The sequence below is a fragment of the Paucibacter sp. B51 genome (assembly GCF_027863535.1).
Lineage (GTDB): Bacteria > Pseudomonadota > Gammaproteobacteria > Burkholderiales > Burkholderiaceae_C > Paucibacter_A > Paucibacter_A aquatilis.
The window spans coordinates 1348911-1364462 of sequence record NZ_JAPIVN010000001.1 but is presented as its reverse complement, the minus strand read 5'-3'; the positions used below and the strand labels follow the sequence as shown (position 1 = coordinate 1364462).

Sequence of the window (15552 nt, the reverse complement as noted above, 5' to 3'; positions counted from 1 at the left end):
TAACGATCTGAACCAGCGCCACTCAAGACGCTGAGGTCCTATCAGGTTTGATCAGAACTTCTTGTTGTACACCGCAGTGAACTGCATGCGGCGAGGTGCCGAGGTGCTGATTGGGCGCAGGTAGTCGGGGCTGACCGACTTGTCCGCATTGTTGTAAGTCTCGATCACGTTTTGAGTGACTTGCTGGTTGGTCACATTGAACACATCAACCGACAACTCCAAGCCCTTGAACATCTCGGGCTTGTGGGTCAAGCGAAGATCAAGTCGATTGGTCCAAGGCAAGCGACCCACCGTGCCGCGCGGAGAAGGCTTGCCATCGCAATAGTGGTGTGCAGAGCCATATCCAACTGGGTTGCTCTCATCCGCGCCATAGAGGCCCAAGCAAGAAATCGGCCGACCCGACATCACGGAAAGCGAACCCCCCATGCTCCACTGCGGGCTGATGTCGACGAATCCGTTAGCCCGAATCATGTGGCGACGATCCGCAGGCAGATACCCGTAGGCGTGCTCCATCAGTTCCCAGTGGTCCCAGACCTGGGTCGCCGCAACGTCAGTCTGAGCAACGTCGGACAAGGTCTGCCCCTCGGTATTCCCCTTGTTCTTGGACCAGGTGTAGGTCACCTTACCGTACCAACCGTTGCGCAGAGGATGCTCCAAGCTGAAATCCAAAGCGGTGTAGGTGCGCTTGGTCTTCTCCAGGTTGAAGTCGGCTGCAGACAAGGTCACTTCGGTATAAGTCTTGCCTGCGTTGGCCCCCTTATTCTTGAAGTCCACCAGGAACTTGTTGGTCACGCCCGGATTGAAGCTGGCGCAACCGAAGCCATCCCATTCAGAAGTGTCAACTTTGTTGTCCACGGCCCATTTCTCGAAAGGCACGGCATCGCAGGTGTCATCAATGGTGCTCTTCAACGTCCGATAGGTGAACTTGACGCTGCCCTTGTAGTCTTGGAACAGTGCCTTCTCAATACCCAAGGTCAACTCATCCTGGTAGGACGGCTTCATGTCGATGGCAGCAACAACCTTGTTGTCTTTCGCCTGGCCATACTCGTTATTGGCCGAGTAAGGCTTGGCGATGTTCACACGACCGGTCGGCATGCCGTTGGCATCTACGCCGGTGTAAATGAACATTTCACGGGTAAAGGTCGAGCGGCTGGCACCACGAACAGCAATGTGCGTAGGGATCTGGATCGAGTAGCGGCCAGCACTACCGTACACCTTGGTCGAAGCGTCACCAACCGGATCCCACACGGCGGAGAAGCGCGGGTTGTACTGGTTCTTCATCTCCAGGAAAACCTTCTTGTCACCATTCAGGTTTTCATAGGATTCACGACGCAGACCGAAGGACAAAGCCAGGTTCTTGGTCGGTTGGTATTTGTCTTCGATGTACTGCGCGGCCTGGTTGGAGTACGCGTCCGTGGTCGTGGTGAAGATCGTTTCACGACCGTAATAGCCTTGAGCAGCCAAGGGACCATAGGCCGGGTTCGCCAACCAGATCTTGTCGCTGCTGCCACCCAGTGGCTGGAAGTTAGGGTTGACGGCATTGGCAACGCTGGTCTTCAAGTACTGAATGGTCGACCCAGCTGCCAGTTGGACACCTGCGTTGTTCGACGTCAGCTTGTTGTTGTCGATACCCGCCTTGATCGTGTGCTTACCCAAGCGGTACTCGAGGTCCAAACGGAAGCTCTCAACGCTGTCCTTCGAGTTGGGGCTCAAAACTTGTTGATTGGAGAGCGGGTTCTTCACCGGAATCGCAAGTCCAGGCGGCGTAGCACCTGCGGTGGTCGGGCTGAAGATCACACCCTTCACTTCCGTTCCTCCGCCGATGAACAGGTTCTCGTGCTTGGTGTTGCTCTTGCCGTACAGGCTGGTCACGGTCAGGCTGTCAGTCAGTTCACCCGAATAGCGCAAGATGGCCATGTCGGCACCTTGAGCTGTCTGGTTGTCAACGTTGTTGTACTTGGCCGTGAAGTTCTTGTCGGCACCAACGTTGCGGGTCGCGTAGTTGTAACTGTAGTAATCGCGTGTGATCTCGGGCTTGTCTCGGATCAAAGTCAGATCCAGGCGGTGCTGATCGGTGATATTGAAGTCCAACTTGCCCAGGGCGCGTAGGGTGGAGCCACTATCCTTGGCAAAGCCCGTCAGACCCAGAACGCTATCGCCTGCTCCGATAGTCTGATTCACGCTCTCTGCCCGGAACTCCCGTTTTTCCACCGCAGCGAACAAGAACAGCTTGTCTTTGATCAGGGGGCCGCCGACATAGCCGCCGTAGGTGTATTCCGTACGGTTGTTGTCGGAGCGGCGCAGGCGAAGCGTGCTGTCAGTCCCCGCATTCTTGCCCGTGTTGGCGTAATACAGATCCACCGGCTTGTTGCGGAAGCTGTTCGGGGTGATCGAATATTGCGCACCAGCTTCCCATTGGTTGGTACCCGACTTGGTGATGACGTTCATCACGCCGCCCACCGAACGGCCATATTCCGAGCCGAAACCGCCGATCAGCACCTGCGCATCAGCAATTGCACCAAAAGGCAGTTCAGCCGAGCCCAGCTGTGTCAACGGATTGGTCGCGGGAAAGCCGTTGATGTAATACGCATTTTCCGACGGAGCGCCGCCGCCGATGCTGATACCGCCAGAGTAGCGCGAGTCAGCTTCCGTGGTGCCCGGCGCCATCAGGATGATGGCATTCAAGTTACGAGCCACCGGCAATGCGGCCAGTTGTTGTGCATTGAAAGAGGTACCGATATCGGCAGTCGACGTATCGATCACTTTGCGGGTGCCGGTCACGGTCACGGTCTCCAGACGATTGCCGAAGTCCAGCGCCGTACCTTGACCAATACGCACTTCCACATTGGACAAAACGTTGATCACCTTGCCGTCTTGCAACAGACTGGCCTTGTAAACGCCGGGGGCCAAGTTGGCGGCCACGATGCGGCCATCGGCTCCGGGCGTGATGGTCCGTTTGGCACCAGTTGCAACGTTTTCCAACAGCACGGACGCACCTTGCGTTTGCGTCAACACGCCATACACCTGACCCGTGGTGTTGGACTGAGCGTGCACGACACCCGTGCCCAGGGCCATGCTTGCTGCGATCGCGATGAGGCTCAGACGCCCCATGGAGCGGAATGAAGTATTCGACATGTGTATCCCTCTTTCTATCGATTGCTCGAAACGGTTGAAACACTCGACTTTTGGCCCAGTGTTGAAAGTCACGCTCTACAGGGCGCTGGGGCGAATTCTGGGTAGAGCATTTCATTTCAAGAATGCGGAACTACCCCCGAAGCGAAGCAGCAACATTCAGGGGTAAACGCGTGCTTGTGCGATGGGTGCGTTTTTGGCTGCGAACGGCCAGGTGTCCGGACCGAGTTGGCTTGGATGTCCGACTCAACAGCACCCAGGGCTGCCAAAGGTCGGGACATGAGGCAGCATCCAGCCACCGAATGAGGGGGTTTTCGCCACACAAGTCGCCCAAAGAACGAGAAAAACACCCCCGCGCTGACTGGGCATGCCGCCCCGAAACGCGCGCGACTCTTGGGCAAATCAACTAGATTGGTACGTTTTCACTTTCTATCCATCACCATCGACACATGCCATTAGGCATAGCCCTAGATTCCAACAATCGCACAAACCGCAAAACTCTCTACACAGTCCACGAATGGAGTGCCCCGAGCACCCGTCCATGACTGCGTCGTAATTTCAGAAAGCAAGGGTCGTCCATGGGAAAACACAATCGCACAAGCGCACTGCGCTTGACCACTCGTTCCGCAATCGCCGCAGCAACTACCTTGCTGATGGCTTCTGTGGCAATGGCACAGAGCTCAGAAGGCTCCATCTACGGTACCGCCAAGGCCGAATCGCCGGTGGTCGTCAAGAATCTGGACACCAACCAGTCGCGGACCGTCAAGGCCGACAACAAGGGGGCTTTCAACTTTTCCAAGCTCGCTCCAGGTCGCTATGTCGTCACCGCCAATGGCGTGACGCGTGAAGTGGTGGTGCAGATCGGTTCAGGCACACAGGTGAGCCTGGCCGACTCGACCCAGCTGGAAACCGTGACGATTCAGGGACGTGCGTCCCGCACAAAGATTGACCTGAACACCTCAGAAGTCAATTCGGTGTTCACTTCGCAGCAAATTGCTGCCTTGCCTGTCTCTCGCAATGTCAATGCCGTGGCCTACCTGGCTCCCGGCGTCGTGCAGGGTGACGATGGCCTCGGCGACGGCAAGCTGCCGTCCTTTGCGGGCGCCTCCGTGGGTGAGAACGGTTACTACATCAATGGTTTTGATGTCACCAACATCCGCAACTTCCTGTCCTATGCCAATCTGCCCTTCGAGGCAATTGCCGAGCAGCAGGTGAAGTCCGGCGGCTATGGTGCAGAGTACGGTCGCTCTCTGGGCGGCGTGGTGTCGCTCGTCACCAAGCGTGGCAGCAATGAGTGGAAGTCGGGCGGCGCGGTGTACTTCTCCCCGTCCCAACTTCGCTCCAAGGGACAGAACGTCTTGAACAAGGAGCCCGCTGGGCCCAACCTACCCCCCGAGGGCTACACCTTGTTCCAGCGTGACGACACGCGTGACTTGCTCAGTTACAACGTCTTCACAGGCGGCCCCATCATCAAGGACAAGCTGTTTGTCTTTGCATTGGTTGAGGGCCGTGAGGACGTCACCACCAATTTTGAAGCTACACGCGGCACGCGCACGGTGTCGAACAAACCCAACGGCATGATCAAAGTGGACTTCGCACCGAGCGAGATGTTCAACTTTGAACTGACTGCCATCAGCAACAAAGAACGATTCGAGCTCCTCGACTATCAAAGCGCTCGCCCATACTCCACGAGCTTGGACGGCACCGCGCAGGCCAGCGAGCAGACACAGGGCGGCAAGGTCGTGATCGGTAAGGCCACAGCCTACCTGACCGACAACCTGACGGTGTCCGCATTGGTGGGCACCACGGAGAACCAGCGCCTGAGCACCACTGGCGCGCGTGCCGGCAATGCCGAGTCACTGAAGTGCCCGCCGGTCGCTGACATCAACACCGCGTTTACCGAAATTGGTTGCTGGGGCCCGCCGTACAACTTTGTCGGCGTTCGTGATCCACTGGCTCGCCCGGTGGACACCGACAAGCGCAAGGCTGGCCGCCTGGACCTGGAGTACACCCTCGGCAACCACACCATTCGTGCCGGTCTGGACAATCAAAAGTTCACGTCCTACGAAGCCGGTACCGCTTGGCAAGGCGACGGCTACTACTACCGCTACTTCCTTGTGCCGGCCAGCGGTCGCGTCAACGGTGTTGATGGCTTCACGCCTGGAACACAGTACGTTCGCCGCCAACAGAACAGCTCCACCTCGGGCGAGTTCGAAGTGGTGAACAACGCGGTCTATCTGGAAGACAGCTGGAAGATCAACAAACAATTGTTGGTGTATGGCGGTCTGCGCAGCGAGTCGTTCAACAACAAGAACGCGGACGGAAGCTCATTCGTCAAGGCTGACAACTTGTTGGCTCCGCGGTTTGGCGTGTCCTGGGATCTGGCCGGTGACGGCTCGACCAAGGTGTTCACCAATGTGGGTCGCTACTACATCCCAGTGGCAGCCAACACCAATATTCGCGCCACCCGTTCGGAGTCCTTCATTCGGGAGTTCTTCACTTTCGCCAGCCGCGATCCGAAAACGCAAGCGCCAATCGGCCTGGGTGCATCCATTGGTTCACCGCAGATCATCCAGAGCGGCAATCTGCCGGACCCTGGCACGATTGCAGATACCAAGCTCAAGCCCATGAATCAGGATGAAATCATGGTGGGCATTCAGAAGTCCTTGAACAAGGAATGGACCGTGGGCGCGAAGTACACCCACCGCAAGATCAACGACGGCATGGATGACTTCTGCGGTCACTACGCCATGGAGAACTACGCCGCCGACAAGGGCTACAAAGACGCATTTGGAACTGTGGGCCTTGCGCCGTGCATCGTGGTTAATCCAGGTCGCGACGTGACCTTGAAGATGGACCTCAATGGCGATGGCAAGTTGATCGAAGCCACCATCCCCGCCAGCTACTTTGGTCTGGCCAAGTATGAACGGATCTATGACGGCCTAGAGTTGACCTTGGACCGACCCTTCGACGGCAAGTGGGGCATCAATGCCTCATACACACTGTCCAAGAGCCGGGGGTCTGCAGAAGGCTATGTCCAGTCCAACCTCAACCAAGAAGACGCGGGCATCACCCAAGACTTTGACTTTGGCTCATTCACCCACGGTGCTTTTGGCCCCTTGCCCAATGACCGTCGCCACGTGGTCAAGGTCTACGGCAACTACGCCCTGAGCGACACGCTTCGAGTTGGCATGAATGCGGTCGTGGCTTCGGGCCGACCCAAGAGCTGCATCGGCTTCGTGCCCGACACCGTGGCTGACTATGCTGAATCGAAAAACTACACCTCGGCATCGAGCTACTACTGCGGCGGCAAACTGAGCAATCGCGGAAGTGCCGGCCGCACGCCGTGGACGTCAACCTTCGATCTTCAGCTGGCCTACACGCCCAAGTTGGAAGGGAAGACCAAGCTGACCCTGCAAGCCGATGTCTTCAACATCTTCAACTCGCAAGGCGTGACTGAAACCAACGAGGTGGGTGACTACGCTCGCAATGACACCCGGGCCAGCCTGAACTACGGCAACGCCAGTGCATTCCAGTCGCCGCGTTCGGTGCGCCTGAGCGCCCGCATCGACTTCTAATCCATGCCGGGCCGGTCTACCCGGCCCATTGGATTCGAAAGCAGTCGAACAAGCCCGCAAGTGAAAGCTTGCGGGCTATTTTTGCGCCCGCCTCAGGCGAAATCAGCCCAGCGGCCCAAGCAGCAGTCAGGCGTCATTCCTGCCGCCGACCTCGCCCTGCCCATCAAGACGCCAGCCTTGCCGTCCAACAAAGCCATCGAGGCCTGACCTGGGCCATCAGCAGGTGTTGCTTCCGCAGAACAAGCGGGCCAATACCAGGCCACTTTGTCGGCGCTGATGTGGGCACATGTACGCCGGACTCTCGACGGCCAAGCCAGTTCAAGGCACACATCCGCGACGCTGTGACATTGCGCCCCCACACCAGGTGAGCAACAAAAAACGGGCCCACAGGCCCGCTCTATTCGTTCACGGCCTCAGGAGGGGCCGGCGGTCCGTCAGACTGAACCCGCCTTGACCTTCAAACGCCAGGCATGGAGCAGGGGCTCGGTATAGCCGCTCGGTTGCTCCAGGCCCTTGAACACCAGGTCAAGCGCAGCGCGGTAGGCCGCGGAGGTTTCGAAATGGCCGGCCATGGGCTGGTAGGCCGCATCGCTCGCATTCTGGCCGTCCACCACCGCCGCCATGCGCTGGAAGGTCTCGTGCACCTGGGCGGCATGGGTCACGCCGTGGTGCAGCCAGTTGGCGATGTGCTGGCTGGAAATGCGCAGGGTGGCGCGGTCTTCCATCAGGCCGATGTTGTGGATGTCCGGCACCTTGGAGCAACCCACGCCCTGGTCCACCCAGCGCACCACATAACCCAGGATGCCCTGGGCGTTGTTGTCCAGCTCCTGCTGAATCTCGGCCGCGCTCCAGCTCGCCTGCTCGACCACCGGGATCTGCAGCAGGCGGTCCAGGATGGCGTCACGCTCGGCGTCGGCATCGATCTGCTCCAACTCCTGCTGCACCGCCTGCACATGAACCTGGTGGTAATGCAGGGCATGCAAGGTGGCGGCGGTCGGCGACGGCACCCAGGCGGTGTTGGCGCCGGCCTTGGGGTGGGCGATTTTTTGCTCCAGCATGGCGGCCATCAGGTCGGGCATGGCCCACATGCCCTTGCCGATCTGGGCCCGGCCGCGCAGGCCGCAACCCAGGCCGGTCAGCACATTGCTGCGCTCGTAGGCCTGGATCCAGGCGCTGGTCTTCATGTCACCCTTGCGGAACATGGGTCCGGCCAGCATGGCGGTGTGCATCTCGTCGCCGGTGCGGTCGAGGAAGCCGGTGTTGATGAAGGCCACACGGCTGGCCGCTGCGGCGATGCAGGCCTTGAGGTTGACGCTGGTGCGGCGCTCTTCGTCCATGATGCCCAGCTTCACCGTGCTGTCCGGCAGGCCCAGCATCTGCTCGACGCGGGCGAACAGCTCGGCCGCAAAAGCCACCTCGGCCGGGCCGTGCATCTTGGGTTTGACGATGTAGATGGAGCCAGCGCGCGAGTTGCGGATGGCGCGGCCCGCCTCGCCCTTCAAATCGTGCAGAGCGATCGTGGTCGTGACGACGGCATCCATGATGCCTTCAGGAATCTCGCGGGTTTGACCCTGAGCGTCGGTGTAGAGAATCGCCGGGTTGCTCATCAGGTGGCCAACATTGCGCACAAACATCAGCGAGCGGCCGTGCAGACTCAGCACGCCGCCTTCGGGCGCGGTGTAGACACGGTCGGGGTTGAGACGGCGGGTGAGGGTCCTGCCGCCCTTGCTCAGCGTTTCGGTCAGCGTGCCTTGCAAGATGCCCAGCCAGTTGCCGTAGGCCAGCACCTTGTCCTCGGCGTCGACCACGGCCACCGAGTCCTCCAGGTCGAGGATGGTGGACAACGCCGCCTCCAGCACCACATCGCTGATGCCGGCCGCATCGCTGGCGCCGATGGCCGTGCTGCGATCGATCTGCACATCCAGATGCAGGCCGTTGTGACGCAGCAGCACCGAACTGGGCGCCACGGCCTCACCTTGATAACCCACGAACTGCGCGGGGTCGACCAAGCCGGTGCTGGCACCACCGATCAAGCCGACCACCAGACGGCCAGCTTCCACGCGGTAGCTGTTCGCCTGCGTGTGCGAAGCCCCGGCCAGGGGTGCGGCCTGGTCCAGCACACGGCGCGCATAGGCAATCACCTGGGCACCGCGCACCGGGTTGTAAGCCCCCGCGCGCTCGGCACCGCCGGTTTCAGGAATGGCATCGGTGCCATAGAGCGCGTCATACAAAGAGCCCCAACGCGCATTGGCGGCATTGAGGGCATAACGCGCATTCAGGATCGGCACCACCAGCTGCGGCCCGGCCTGCAGCGCCAGCTCGGCGTCCACCTTTGCGGTGCTCACCTGCACCGCGCCGGGCGGCGACACCAGGTAGCCGATCTCTTCCAAAAATGCCCGGTAGGCCGCCATGTCGCGGATCGGCCCCGGATGCTTGCGGTGCCAATCGTCCAACGCCGCCTGCAAGCGGTCCCGCTCGGCCAGCAAGACCAGGTTCTTGGGGGCGAGGTCCCGGACGATGGCGTCGAAACCCGTCCAGAAGCGCTCGCTGCTGAGACCCGTGCCGGGCAAGACCCGGTCTTCGATGAATCGAAACAACTCGGTCGCGACCTGAAGGCCGTGAACCGCCGTGCGTGCTGGGGTGTGGGGGGCGTTCATGAAAGAGTTCCTCGGCAAGACAGTGAAACGGGATGCTCGGCAATTTAGCCGCAAAGGGCTGCTCGATTCGAACCCGGAAATTTATGAATTACTTGAGATATTTGCAGGAATACAGATGAAATTCAAAGTGAATCGGCATGAAAAAACCCGGGCCAAGCCCGGGTTTTGAAGTGGGTTCGAAGGCTGCCCACAGACAGCCCGCAAACCAGCGCAGGGTTCAGATCAGAACTTGTAGTCCATGGTGACCTTCACAGCGCGCGGACGCAGCACAAAGCCGTCACGCAGGCTGATCGGTGCCGGCTCGTCGAACAGGTTCTGCACGTTCAGGCCCAGGTTCAGGTTCTTGAAGCCGCTGTAACGCACGCTCAGGTCGGTACGCAGATCGCGCTGCTGGATGCAAGGGTAAGTGCCGGTGGGGTTCAGGCGCTTACGGCAAGCAGCTTCGCCCCAGTTGGCTTCATCGGTCTCGTCGTTGTTGAGCGCGCGAGCCGTGGTGTAGTTGAAGCGCAGGCCTGCACCCCAGGGACCATTGCTCCAAGCGGCACTGAACACGGCACGCACACGCGGCTCATTGCGCAGGCCAACACGGTTCGGGCGGTACTCGTTGGCTTCGATGTCCCACTCCTTGGCCGTCAGGGCGTAAGTCGTGGTCAGTCCCAGGTTCAGGTTGCCCAGTTCACCCAGACCGATGCGACCCTTGACGTCCAGGTCAATGCCCGAGCGCTCGGTCTTGCCGAAGTTCTCATACTGCAGCAACAAGGTGGTCAAGTCGCCGGCAGCCCAGCTGATCTTGGCCGTAGGATCAAGCTCGTTGGCACGAGCCGCGCGGGCCAGGTCGGTGCCGCTGACGGGCGCACGGGCAATCATGCTGTCGTAGCCCGCTTGGCCTTCGCGGGCCAGGACGTAGTCAGGATCACGGTTGGCGATCTCATTGCGACGTTCGATCTTGTAGTAGTCCACAGCGATCGACAGGTCCTTGACCGGATCGAACACAAAACCAAAGGTCATGCTCTTGGACAGCTCAGGCTTGATGCCGGGGTTGGCCGAGATCATGGCGGGGATGGACACCAAACAGCCCGAGTTGAAGGCGGCGGTGGCATCGGCCTTGTCGTTGTCGTTGCCCTTCTTCAAGATGTCGCGGATCTTGGTGGCCGTCTCGCAACGCTTGGGGTCCACCATGCTGTTGTAGAAACCGGTCAAGCCCACCTTGCCCATGGCTTCAGGGATGTTGGGGGCGCGGAAACCACCAGCCACCGTGCCGCGAACCTTGAAGTTGTCGGCCACCAGATAGGTCAGACCCAGCTTGGGAGACAGGCGGCTGTCCGAGCCCGATGCCTTGTCAAAGCGGGCTGCCACGTTGGCTTGCAAGCCTTTGGCCAAAGGCGCTTCGATTTCAGCGAAGGCCGAGCCCAGCTTGCGGCTGCCTTCCACCCAGACTGAACCGTTGTTGATGATCTCAGCGTTCAGCAAATTCTGGCCCGACTTGACCAGCACACTTTCCGCGCGGTACTCGACACCGAAGGCGCCCATCATCATGCCGGCCGGCAGCTTGTAGAGCTCGCCGCTGACCTTGGCATCGATGAAGTTCTGGTGGTTCTCACCCTTCAGCTCGGTCTTACGGAACATCTTGTTCAGCAGTTCGGCACTGTTGCTGCCGGCGATCTTGTACTCACCGCTGTTGATCGCGTTGATGAAGTCCACGCGATGTGCGCCGATGCCTTCCTTCGTGCCATCAGCACCCACACGACCGATGGTGGTTTCCCAATCCCAACCGGCGGTCGAGCCCTTGACGCCGGCCAACACGCGGTACTGGCTGGCGTCACCGGGGATGTCCCAGTTCATGCCAGGATCCATGAAGCGGTACTCCAAGCCGGCCACATCACCGGTGGTGTTGGCCGGGTTGTTGGCCGCCAGCACGGGCTTGGGCACGATCTGGATCTTCTTGGCATTGCCGTCAAACCAGCGGAAAGGCGTGGCCGGTGCGTTGATGGCGAATGGCAGGGACAAGTATTCGGTCTTGGTCTTCGAATAGCTGGCTTCCGCGAAAGCTTCCAGGTCGTTGTTCAATGCCAGGCGGCCGCTGACGAAGGCATTGACGCGCGAAGCCGGGTCATAGGTCTGGTTCAGGCCGTTGATATCCATCACGCAGGCACCGGCGGCGTTCTTGTTGGTGCAAGCAGCCGTGGGCACACGAGGATTGCCCGAAGCCTGGACGAAGGAACCGTCGACCAGCTTGCCCTTGATCAGGTTGCCAGGGTAAGAGTTCAGGCTCGGGTCGCCAAACGCAGGGTTGACGATTTCCTTGTGCCACGGAGCGAAGGAGGGCCGCACGTCGGCGATGGTGTAACCCTCGCGCTTGTACACCTCGATATTGCCCAGGACATTGAACTTGTCCTTGTTCAGGTCACCGAAACCGGCAACCACGGCGGCCGTCGCCTGCTTCTGCAGCTTGGGCTCCACGCCGGTTTGGTAGGAGGCGCTGATGCCAATACCGTTGTACTCGTTGCGGGTGATGATGTTGATCACACCGGCCATGGCGTCGGAACCGTAGACGGCGGAGGCACCGTCCTTCAGGATTTCGATGCGCTCGATCACGTCAGCGGGGATGGCGTCCACGTTGACGAAGTTTTCCTTGGCGCCATCGGCCAGGGCGTAGTACGCCACGCGGCGGCCGTTCAACAGCACCAGGGTCGCGCCCTTGCCCAGGCCGCGCAGGGACACGCCCGATGCGCCCGCAGCAAAACTGTTCGAATTGCCGTTGTCCACCAGTTCGGAAGTCGAGGTGGCAGTGATGGTGTCCAGCACCTGGCGCACGGTATTGGCGCCGGTCTGCTTGATTTCGGTGCGGCTGTACACCTGCACCGGCGAGGCGGTTTCAGCCGAAACACGCTTGATGTTCGAACCCGTCACTTCCACGCGTTCCAGGCGCTCCGACGGGGCCTGCGTTTGTGCTTGAGCCGAGACGGCCACCATGGCCAAAACAGCCGCGCTCACGGCGCTGAACTTGCAATTCCTCAACATGTCGTTTCCTATGCTTTGTGGCTTTTGAAACAAGGGAGCCAGACGCTGGCTTGTGGTCCGTGCCGTCTGGCGTAACAAAAGTGAACAAAGTCTAGGAAGGCCCTCTAGAGCCAAAAGTAAGGGTTCTCCACGGTATGTATAACCCTAGCAACGACTTGGTCGTCATATCGCCCACTCGTTAATCAAATTTTTTGATCTATTACTTTTGACATGATTCACTCACAAAGAAGCAATAAAGGCATAAATAACCTTATTACAACTTTAGAAGTCACAATCTAGCGTCATGGACCGCCTCAAACAGATCGAATCCTTCGTTTCCGTCGCCACCAAGGGAAGCCTGACGGCAGCGGCGCAGCTGGAGGGGGTGGCGCCGGCCGTGATGGGGCGTCGCATTGATGCGCTGGAGGCCCGGCTGGGGGTGAAGCTGCTGCTGCGCACCACGCGGCGGCTGAGCCTGACGCATGAGGGCAGCGCGTTTCTGGAGGACTGCCAGCGCCTGCTGGCCGAGTTCAACAGCGCTGAAGCCAGTGTCAGCGCGGGCGGGGTCAAGGCCAGCGGGCACTTGCGCATCACAGCGCCGGCCGGCTTCGGCCGCCGTCATGTGGCACCGCTGCTGCCGGAGTTCCTGGCCAGTCACCCAGACGTGAGCGTGTCGCTCAACCTCAGCGACCGGGTGGTGGACATCGCGGCCGAAGGCTTTGACTGCGCCGTGCGGGTCGGCGATCTGCCTGATTCCAGCCTGATCAGCGTGCGTCTGGCCGACAACCGACGCCTTTGCGTCGCCACCCCGGCCTATCTGAAACGCGCCGGCGTGCCCCAACATCCCTCGGAGCTGGGCCGGCATGCCTGCCTGACCTTGAGCTCGGATGCCAGCCAGACCCGTGGCTGGGCCTTTGCCATCGACGGCACGGTGCAGCATCTGCGGCCCAATGGCCGACTCGATTGCAGCGACGGCCAGGTCCTGCACGACTGGTGCCTGACCGGCCTGGGCCTGGCCTGGCGCAGTACCTGGGAGGTTGAGGGTGACATCGCCGCCGGCCGCCTGGTCAGCGTGCTTGACGATTTCGCCGCGCCGCCCAACGGCATCTACGCCCTGTTTCCGCAGGCCAAGCACCTGCCGCTGCGGGTGCGCTTGTGGATCGATTTCCTCAAGGTGAACTACGGTCGGCCGGACTATTGGGGCCGGCAGGCCTGAGGCCCATCACCCATCACGCCACACCGGGCCAAAAGAAAACCCCGGGAGGCAGGAGCGCCACCCGGGGTTGGGCAGGCGTGTCAGCTTACTTGGCAGCCGCAGCGTCCGCCACACACTTCTTGGTGAAGCTGGTCTTGGCGGCGCCAGCCAGCTTCTTCTCGGCCGCCTTGGCTTCGCAGCTGGCTTGGGCGTCGTTGGCCGCCGGTGCGGCCGCAGCGCCTGGGCCGCCGTCGGCATTGCACTTCTTCAGAAAGCTGTTCTTGGCCGCGCCGGCCAGCTTCTTCTCGGCGGCGGCAGCGTCACAAGCGGCATTGCCTGCAGCGGCGGCAGGGTTGTCGGCATTGCACTTCTTCAGGAAGCTGGTCTTCGCAGCACCGGCGAGCTTCTTCTCGGTCGCCTGGGCATCGCAGCTGGCCGCAGCCTGGGCGAAACCAGCCACCGCGCAGAGCGTCAGGGCCAGCAGGGATTTCAGCGTCGTCGTCTTCATGTGCAAATGTCCTTCAAAGGCGTCAAAGAAAGGGGGGCAGGGTCAGAAGCAAGATCGCGTGGCATCCGCTCGAACTTGATTCCAGCACGGCAACGCGACAGCCTCAAGACGGGTTTACATGATGCGGCGCGGATGCGCCAAAGCCTCGTGCGCGGCATGCAGGCGGCGCACCAACACCTGGATGAAGGCGCGGTCGAATCGGTGCTGGCATTCAGGGCTGAGCAGGCCCAGCGATTCCGGAGTGAACGAGATGGTGATGCAGACCTCGCTGACCCGCACATCGGTGCTGTGGCGGCGCAGGTCCGGGTTGGGCGCCAGATAGGCCATCTCGCCGACCGAGGTGCCCTGGCCCAGGGTCGCCACCTTGTTGCCATCGCGGAAGACATCGACCGCCCCCTGGGCAATGATGTGAAAGGTATTGCCTTCCTGGCCGCGCTTGTAGAGCGCATGGTCGAGCGGAAAACGCCGCCAGCGCGCCCGGTGCACCACCTCCCAGAGCTCCACGTCGCCAAAATCGGAGAAGAACTCCAGTTCGCGCAACATATTGAAGCGCTCCGAATCCTTGACCTCGTAGAGCCGCGCCAGAGGCACCAACTGCTTGGACACCAGCTCCGACAGTGCCTTGGCAAAAGCCTCCCAATCGGCATAGCGCTCTTGCGGATGCTTGGCCAGGGCCTTGAGGATGACCGCCTCCAGCTCCGGCGTCACCCCACCCCGCAGGCCTTGCAGCGGCGGTGGCGCCTGGTGGTAGATCTGGTGCATCAAGGCCATCTGGCTCGGCGCATCGAAGGGCGCGCGCCCGGCGACCAGGTGGTAGAGCACGGCGCCCAGGGCGTAGATGTCGGCGCGGCAATCGACATCACCCCCCTCGATCTGCTCGGGCGGCATGTAGGCGAGCGAACCGACCCGGTGCACCTGGGTCGAGTCGGAATGCAGATTCAGCGCGCTGCCGAAATCACTGACCTTGACATCGGTGACCTGGCCTTGGGCATCGAGCACGGCCAGCAGATTGGCCGGCTTCACATCGCGGTGGATCAAGCCCTGGCGGAAGACATAACTCAAGGCCATGGCGCACTTGAAGCCGAGCTCGACAATCTGGTCCAGCGGCAGCAGGCGGTCGCTGCGGCAGAAATGCTTGAGCGTGACGCCCGGCACATACTCCATCACCAGATAGGGCGCGTCTTCCTCGGGCACGGCGTCGAGGATCTGCACCACATTCGGGTGCTGCAGGCGGCCGGCCAGCGCTGCCTCGGCGGCGTAGAAGCGCAGGCTGAAATCGCTGCCCTGCCCGGCGCGGCTGACGGCGGCCCAGGCGCGCATGCGCTTGATGGCCACCTCGCTGCGGTGGAACTCGTCGACGGCCAGGAAGACATCGCTGGTGGCGCCCTCGCCGAGGCGGCGCAAGACCTTGTACTTGCCGATGTGGGCGGGCAGGTCCGAAGCGCTCTCGAGGACGGGGGCTGAATCCAGGGACATGCCGAA

At 60.8% G+C, this 15552-nt stretch carries 8 protein-coding genes; 3 read left to right on the top strand and 5 right to left on the bottom strand.

The annotated features are described in order from the left end of the window. Positions 1–51: 51 nt before the first annotated feature. Entirely contained in the window at positions 52–3135 is a 3084-nt protein-coding gene (locus tag OOB33_RS05780; RefSeq protein ID WP_271007998.1) for a TonB-dependent receptor, read from the bottom strand. A 608-nt stretch (positions 3136–3743) separates the two neighbouring features. Here OOB33_RS05780 and OOB33_RS05775 point away from each other — a divergent pair. After that, positions 3744–6710 carry a TonB-dependent receptor gene (locus OOB33_RS05775; RefSeq protein ID WP_271007997.1) on the top strand — a complete coding sequence of 989 codons (2967 nt, stop codon included), beginning with the start codon at positions 3744–3746 and terminating at the stop codon, positions 6708–6710. 434 nt (positions 6711–7144) lie between these two features. On the opposite strand, the gene OOB33_RS05770 is transcribed toward OOB33_RS05775, so the two are convergent. Next, positions 7145–9367, bottom strand: a complete 2223-nt coding sequence (locus OOB33_RS05770) for a malate synthase G (RefSeq protein WP_271007996.1) — start codon at positions 9365–9367, stop codon at positions 7145–7147. On the opposite strand from OOB33_RS05770, the gene OOB33_RS05765 reads away from it, so the two are divergent. After that, positions 9366–9536: a hypothetical protein gene (locus tag OOB33_RS05765; protein WP_271007995.1), complete on the top strand. Its 171-nt coding sequence runs from the start codon at positions 9366–9368 to the stop codon at positions 9534–9536. The two genes, OOB33_RS05770 and OOB33_RS05765, sit on opposite strands and share 2 nt — an antisense overlap. A 53-nt stretch (positions 9537–9589) precedes the next feature. Here the strand turns inward: OOB33_RS05765 and OOB33_RS05760 are convergent, their stop codons facing one another. Next, positions 9590–12361, bottom strand: coding sequence for a TonB-dependent receptor plug domain-containing protein (locus OOB33_RS05760; RefSeq protein WP_171827218.1), 2772 nt, complete (start codon positions 12359–12361; stop codon positions 9590–9592). Between the two features lie 310 nt (positions 12362–12671). Here OOB33_RS05760 and OOB33_RS05755 point away from each other — a divergent pair, with 310 nt between their 5' ends. Further along, complete coding sequence (locus OOB33_RS05755) at positions 12672–13583, top strand: LysR family transcriptional regulator (protein WP_171827219.1); 912 nt, start codon at positions 12672–12674, stop codon at positions 13581–13583. Between the two features lie 85 nt (positions 13584–13668). Here OOB33_RS05755 and OOB33_RS05750 read toward each other — a convergent pair whose 3' ends face one another. Both OOB33_RS05750 and OOB33_RS05745 read right to left on the bottom strand, forming a co-directional pair. Continuing rightward, complete coding sequence (locus OOB33_RS05750) at positions 13669–14070, bottom strand: hypothetical protein (protein ID WP_333780316.1); 402 nt, start codon at positions 14068–14070, stop codon at positions 13669–13671. A 114-nt stretch (positions 14071–14184) separates the two neighbouring features. Continuing rightward, positions 14185–15546: a serine/threonine-protein kinase gene (locus OOB33_RS05745; RefSeq protein ID WP_171827220.1), complete on the bottom strand. Its 1362-nt coding sequence runs from the start codon at positions 15544–15546 to the stop codon at positions 14185–14187. Positions 15547–15552 lie beyond the last annotated feature (6 nt).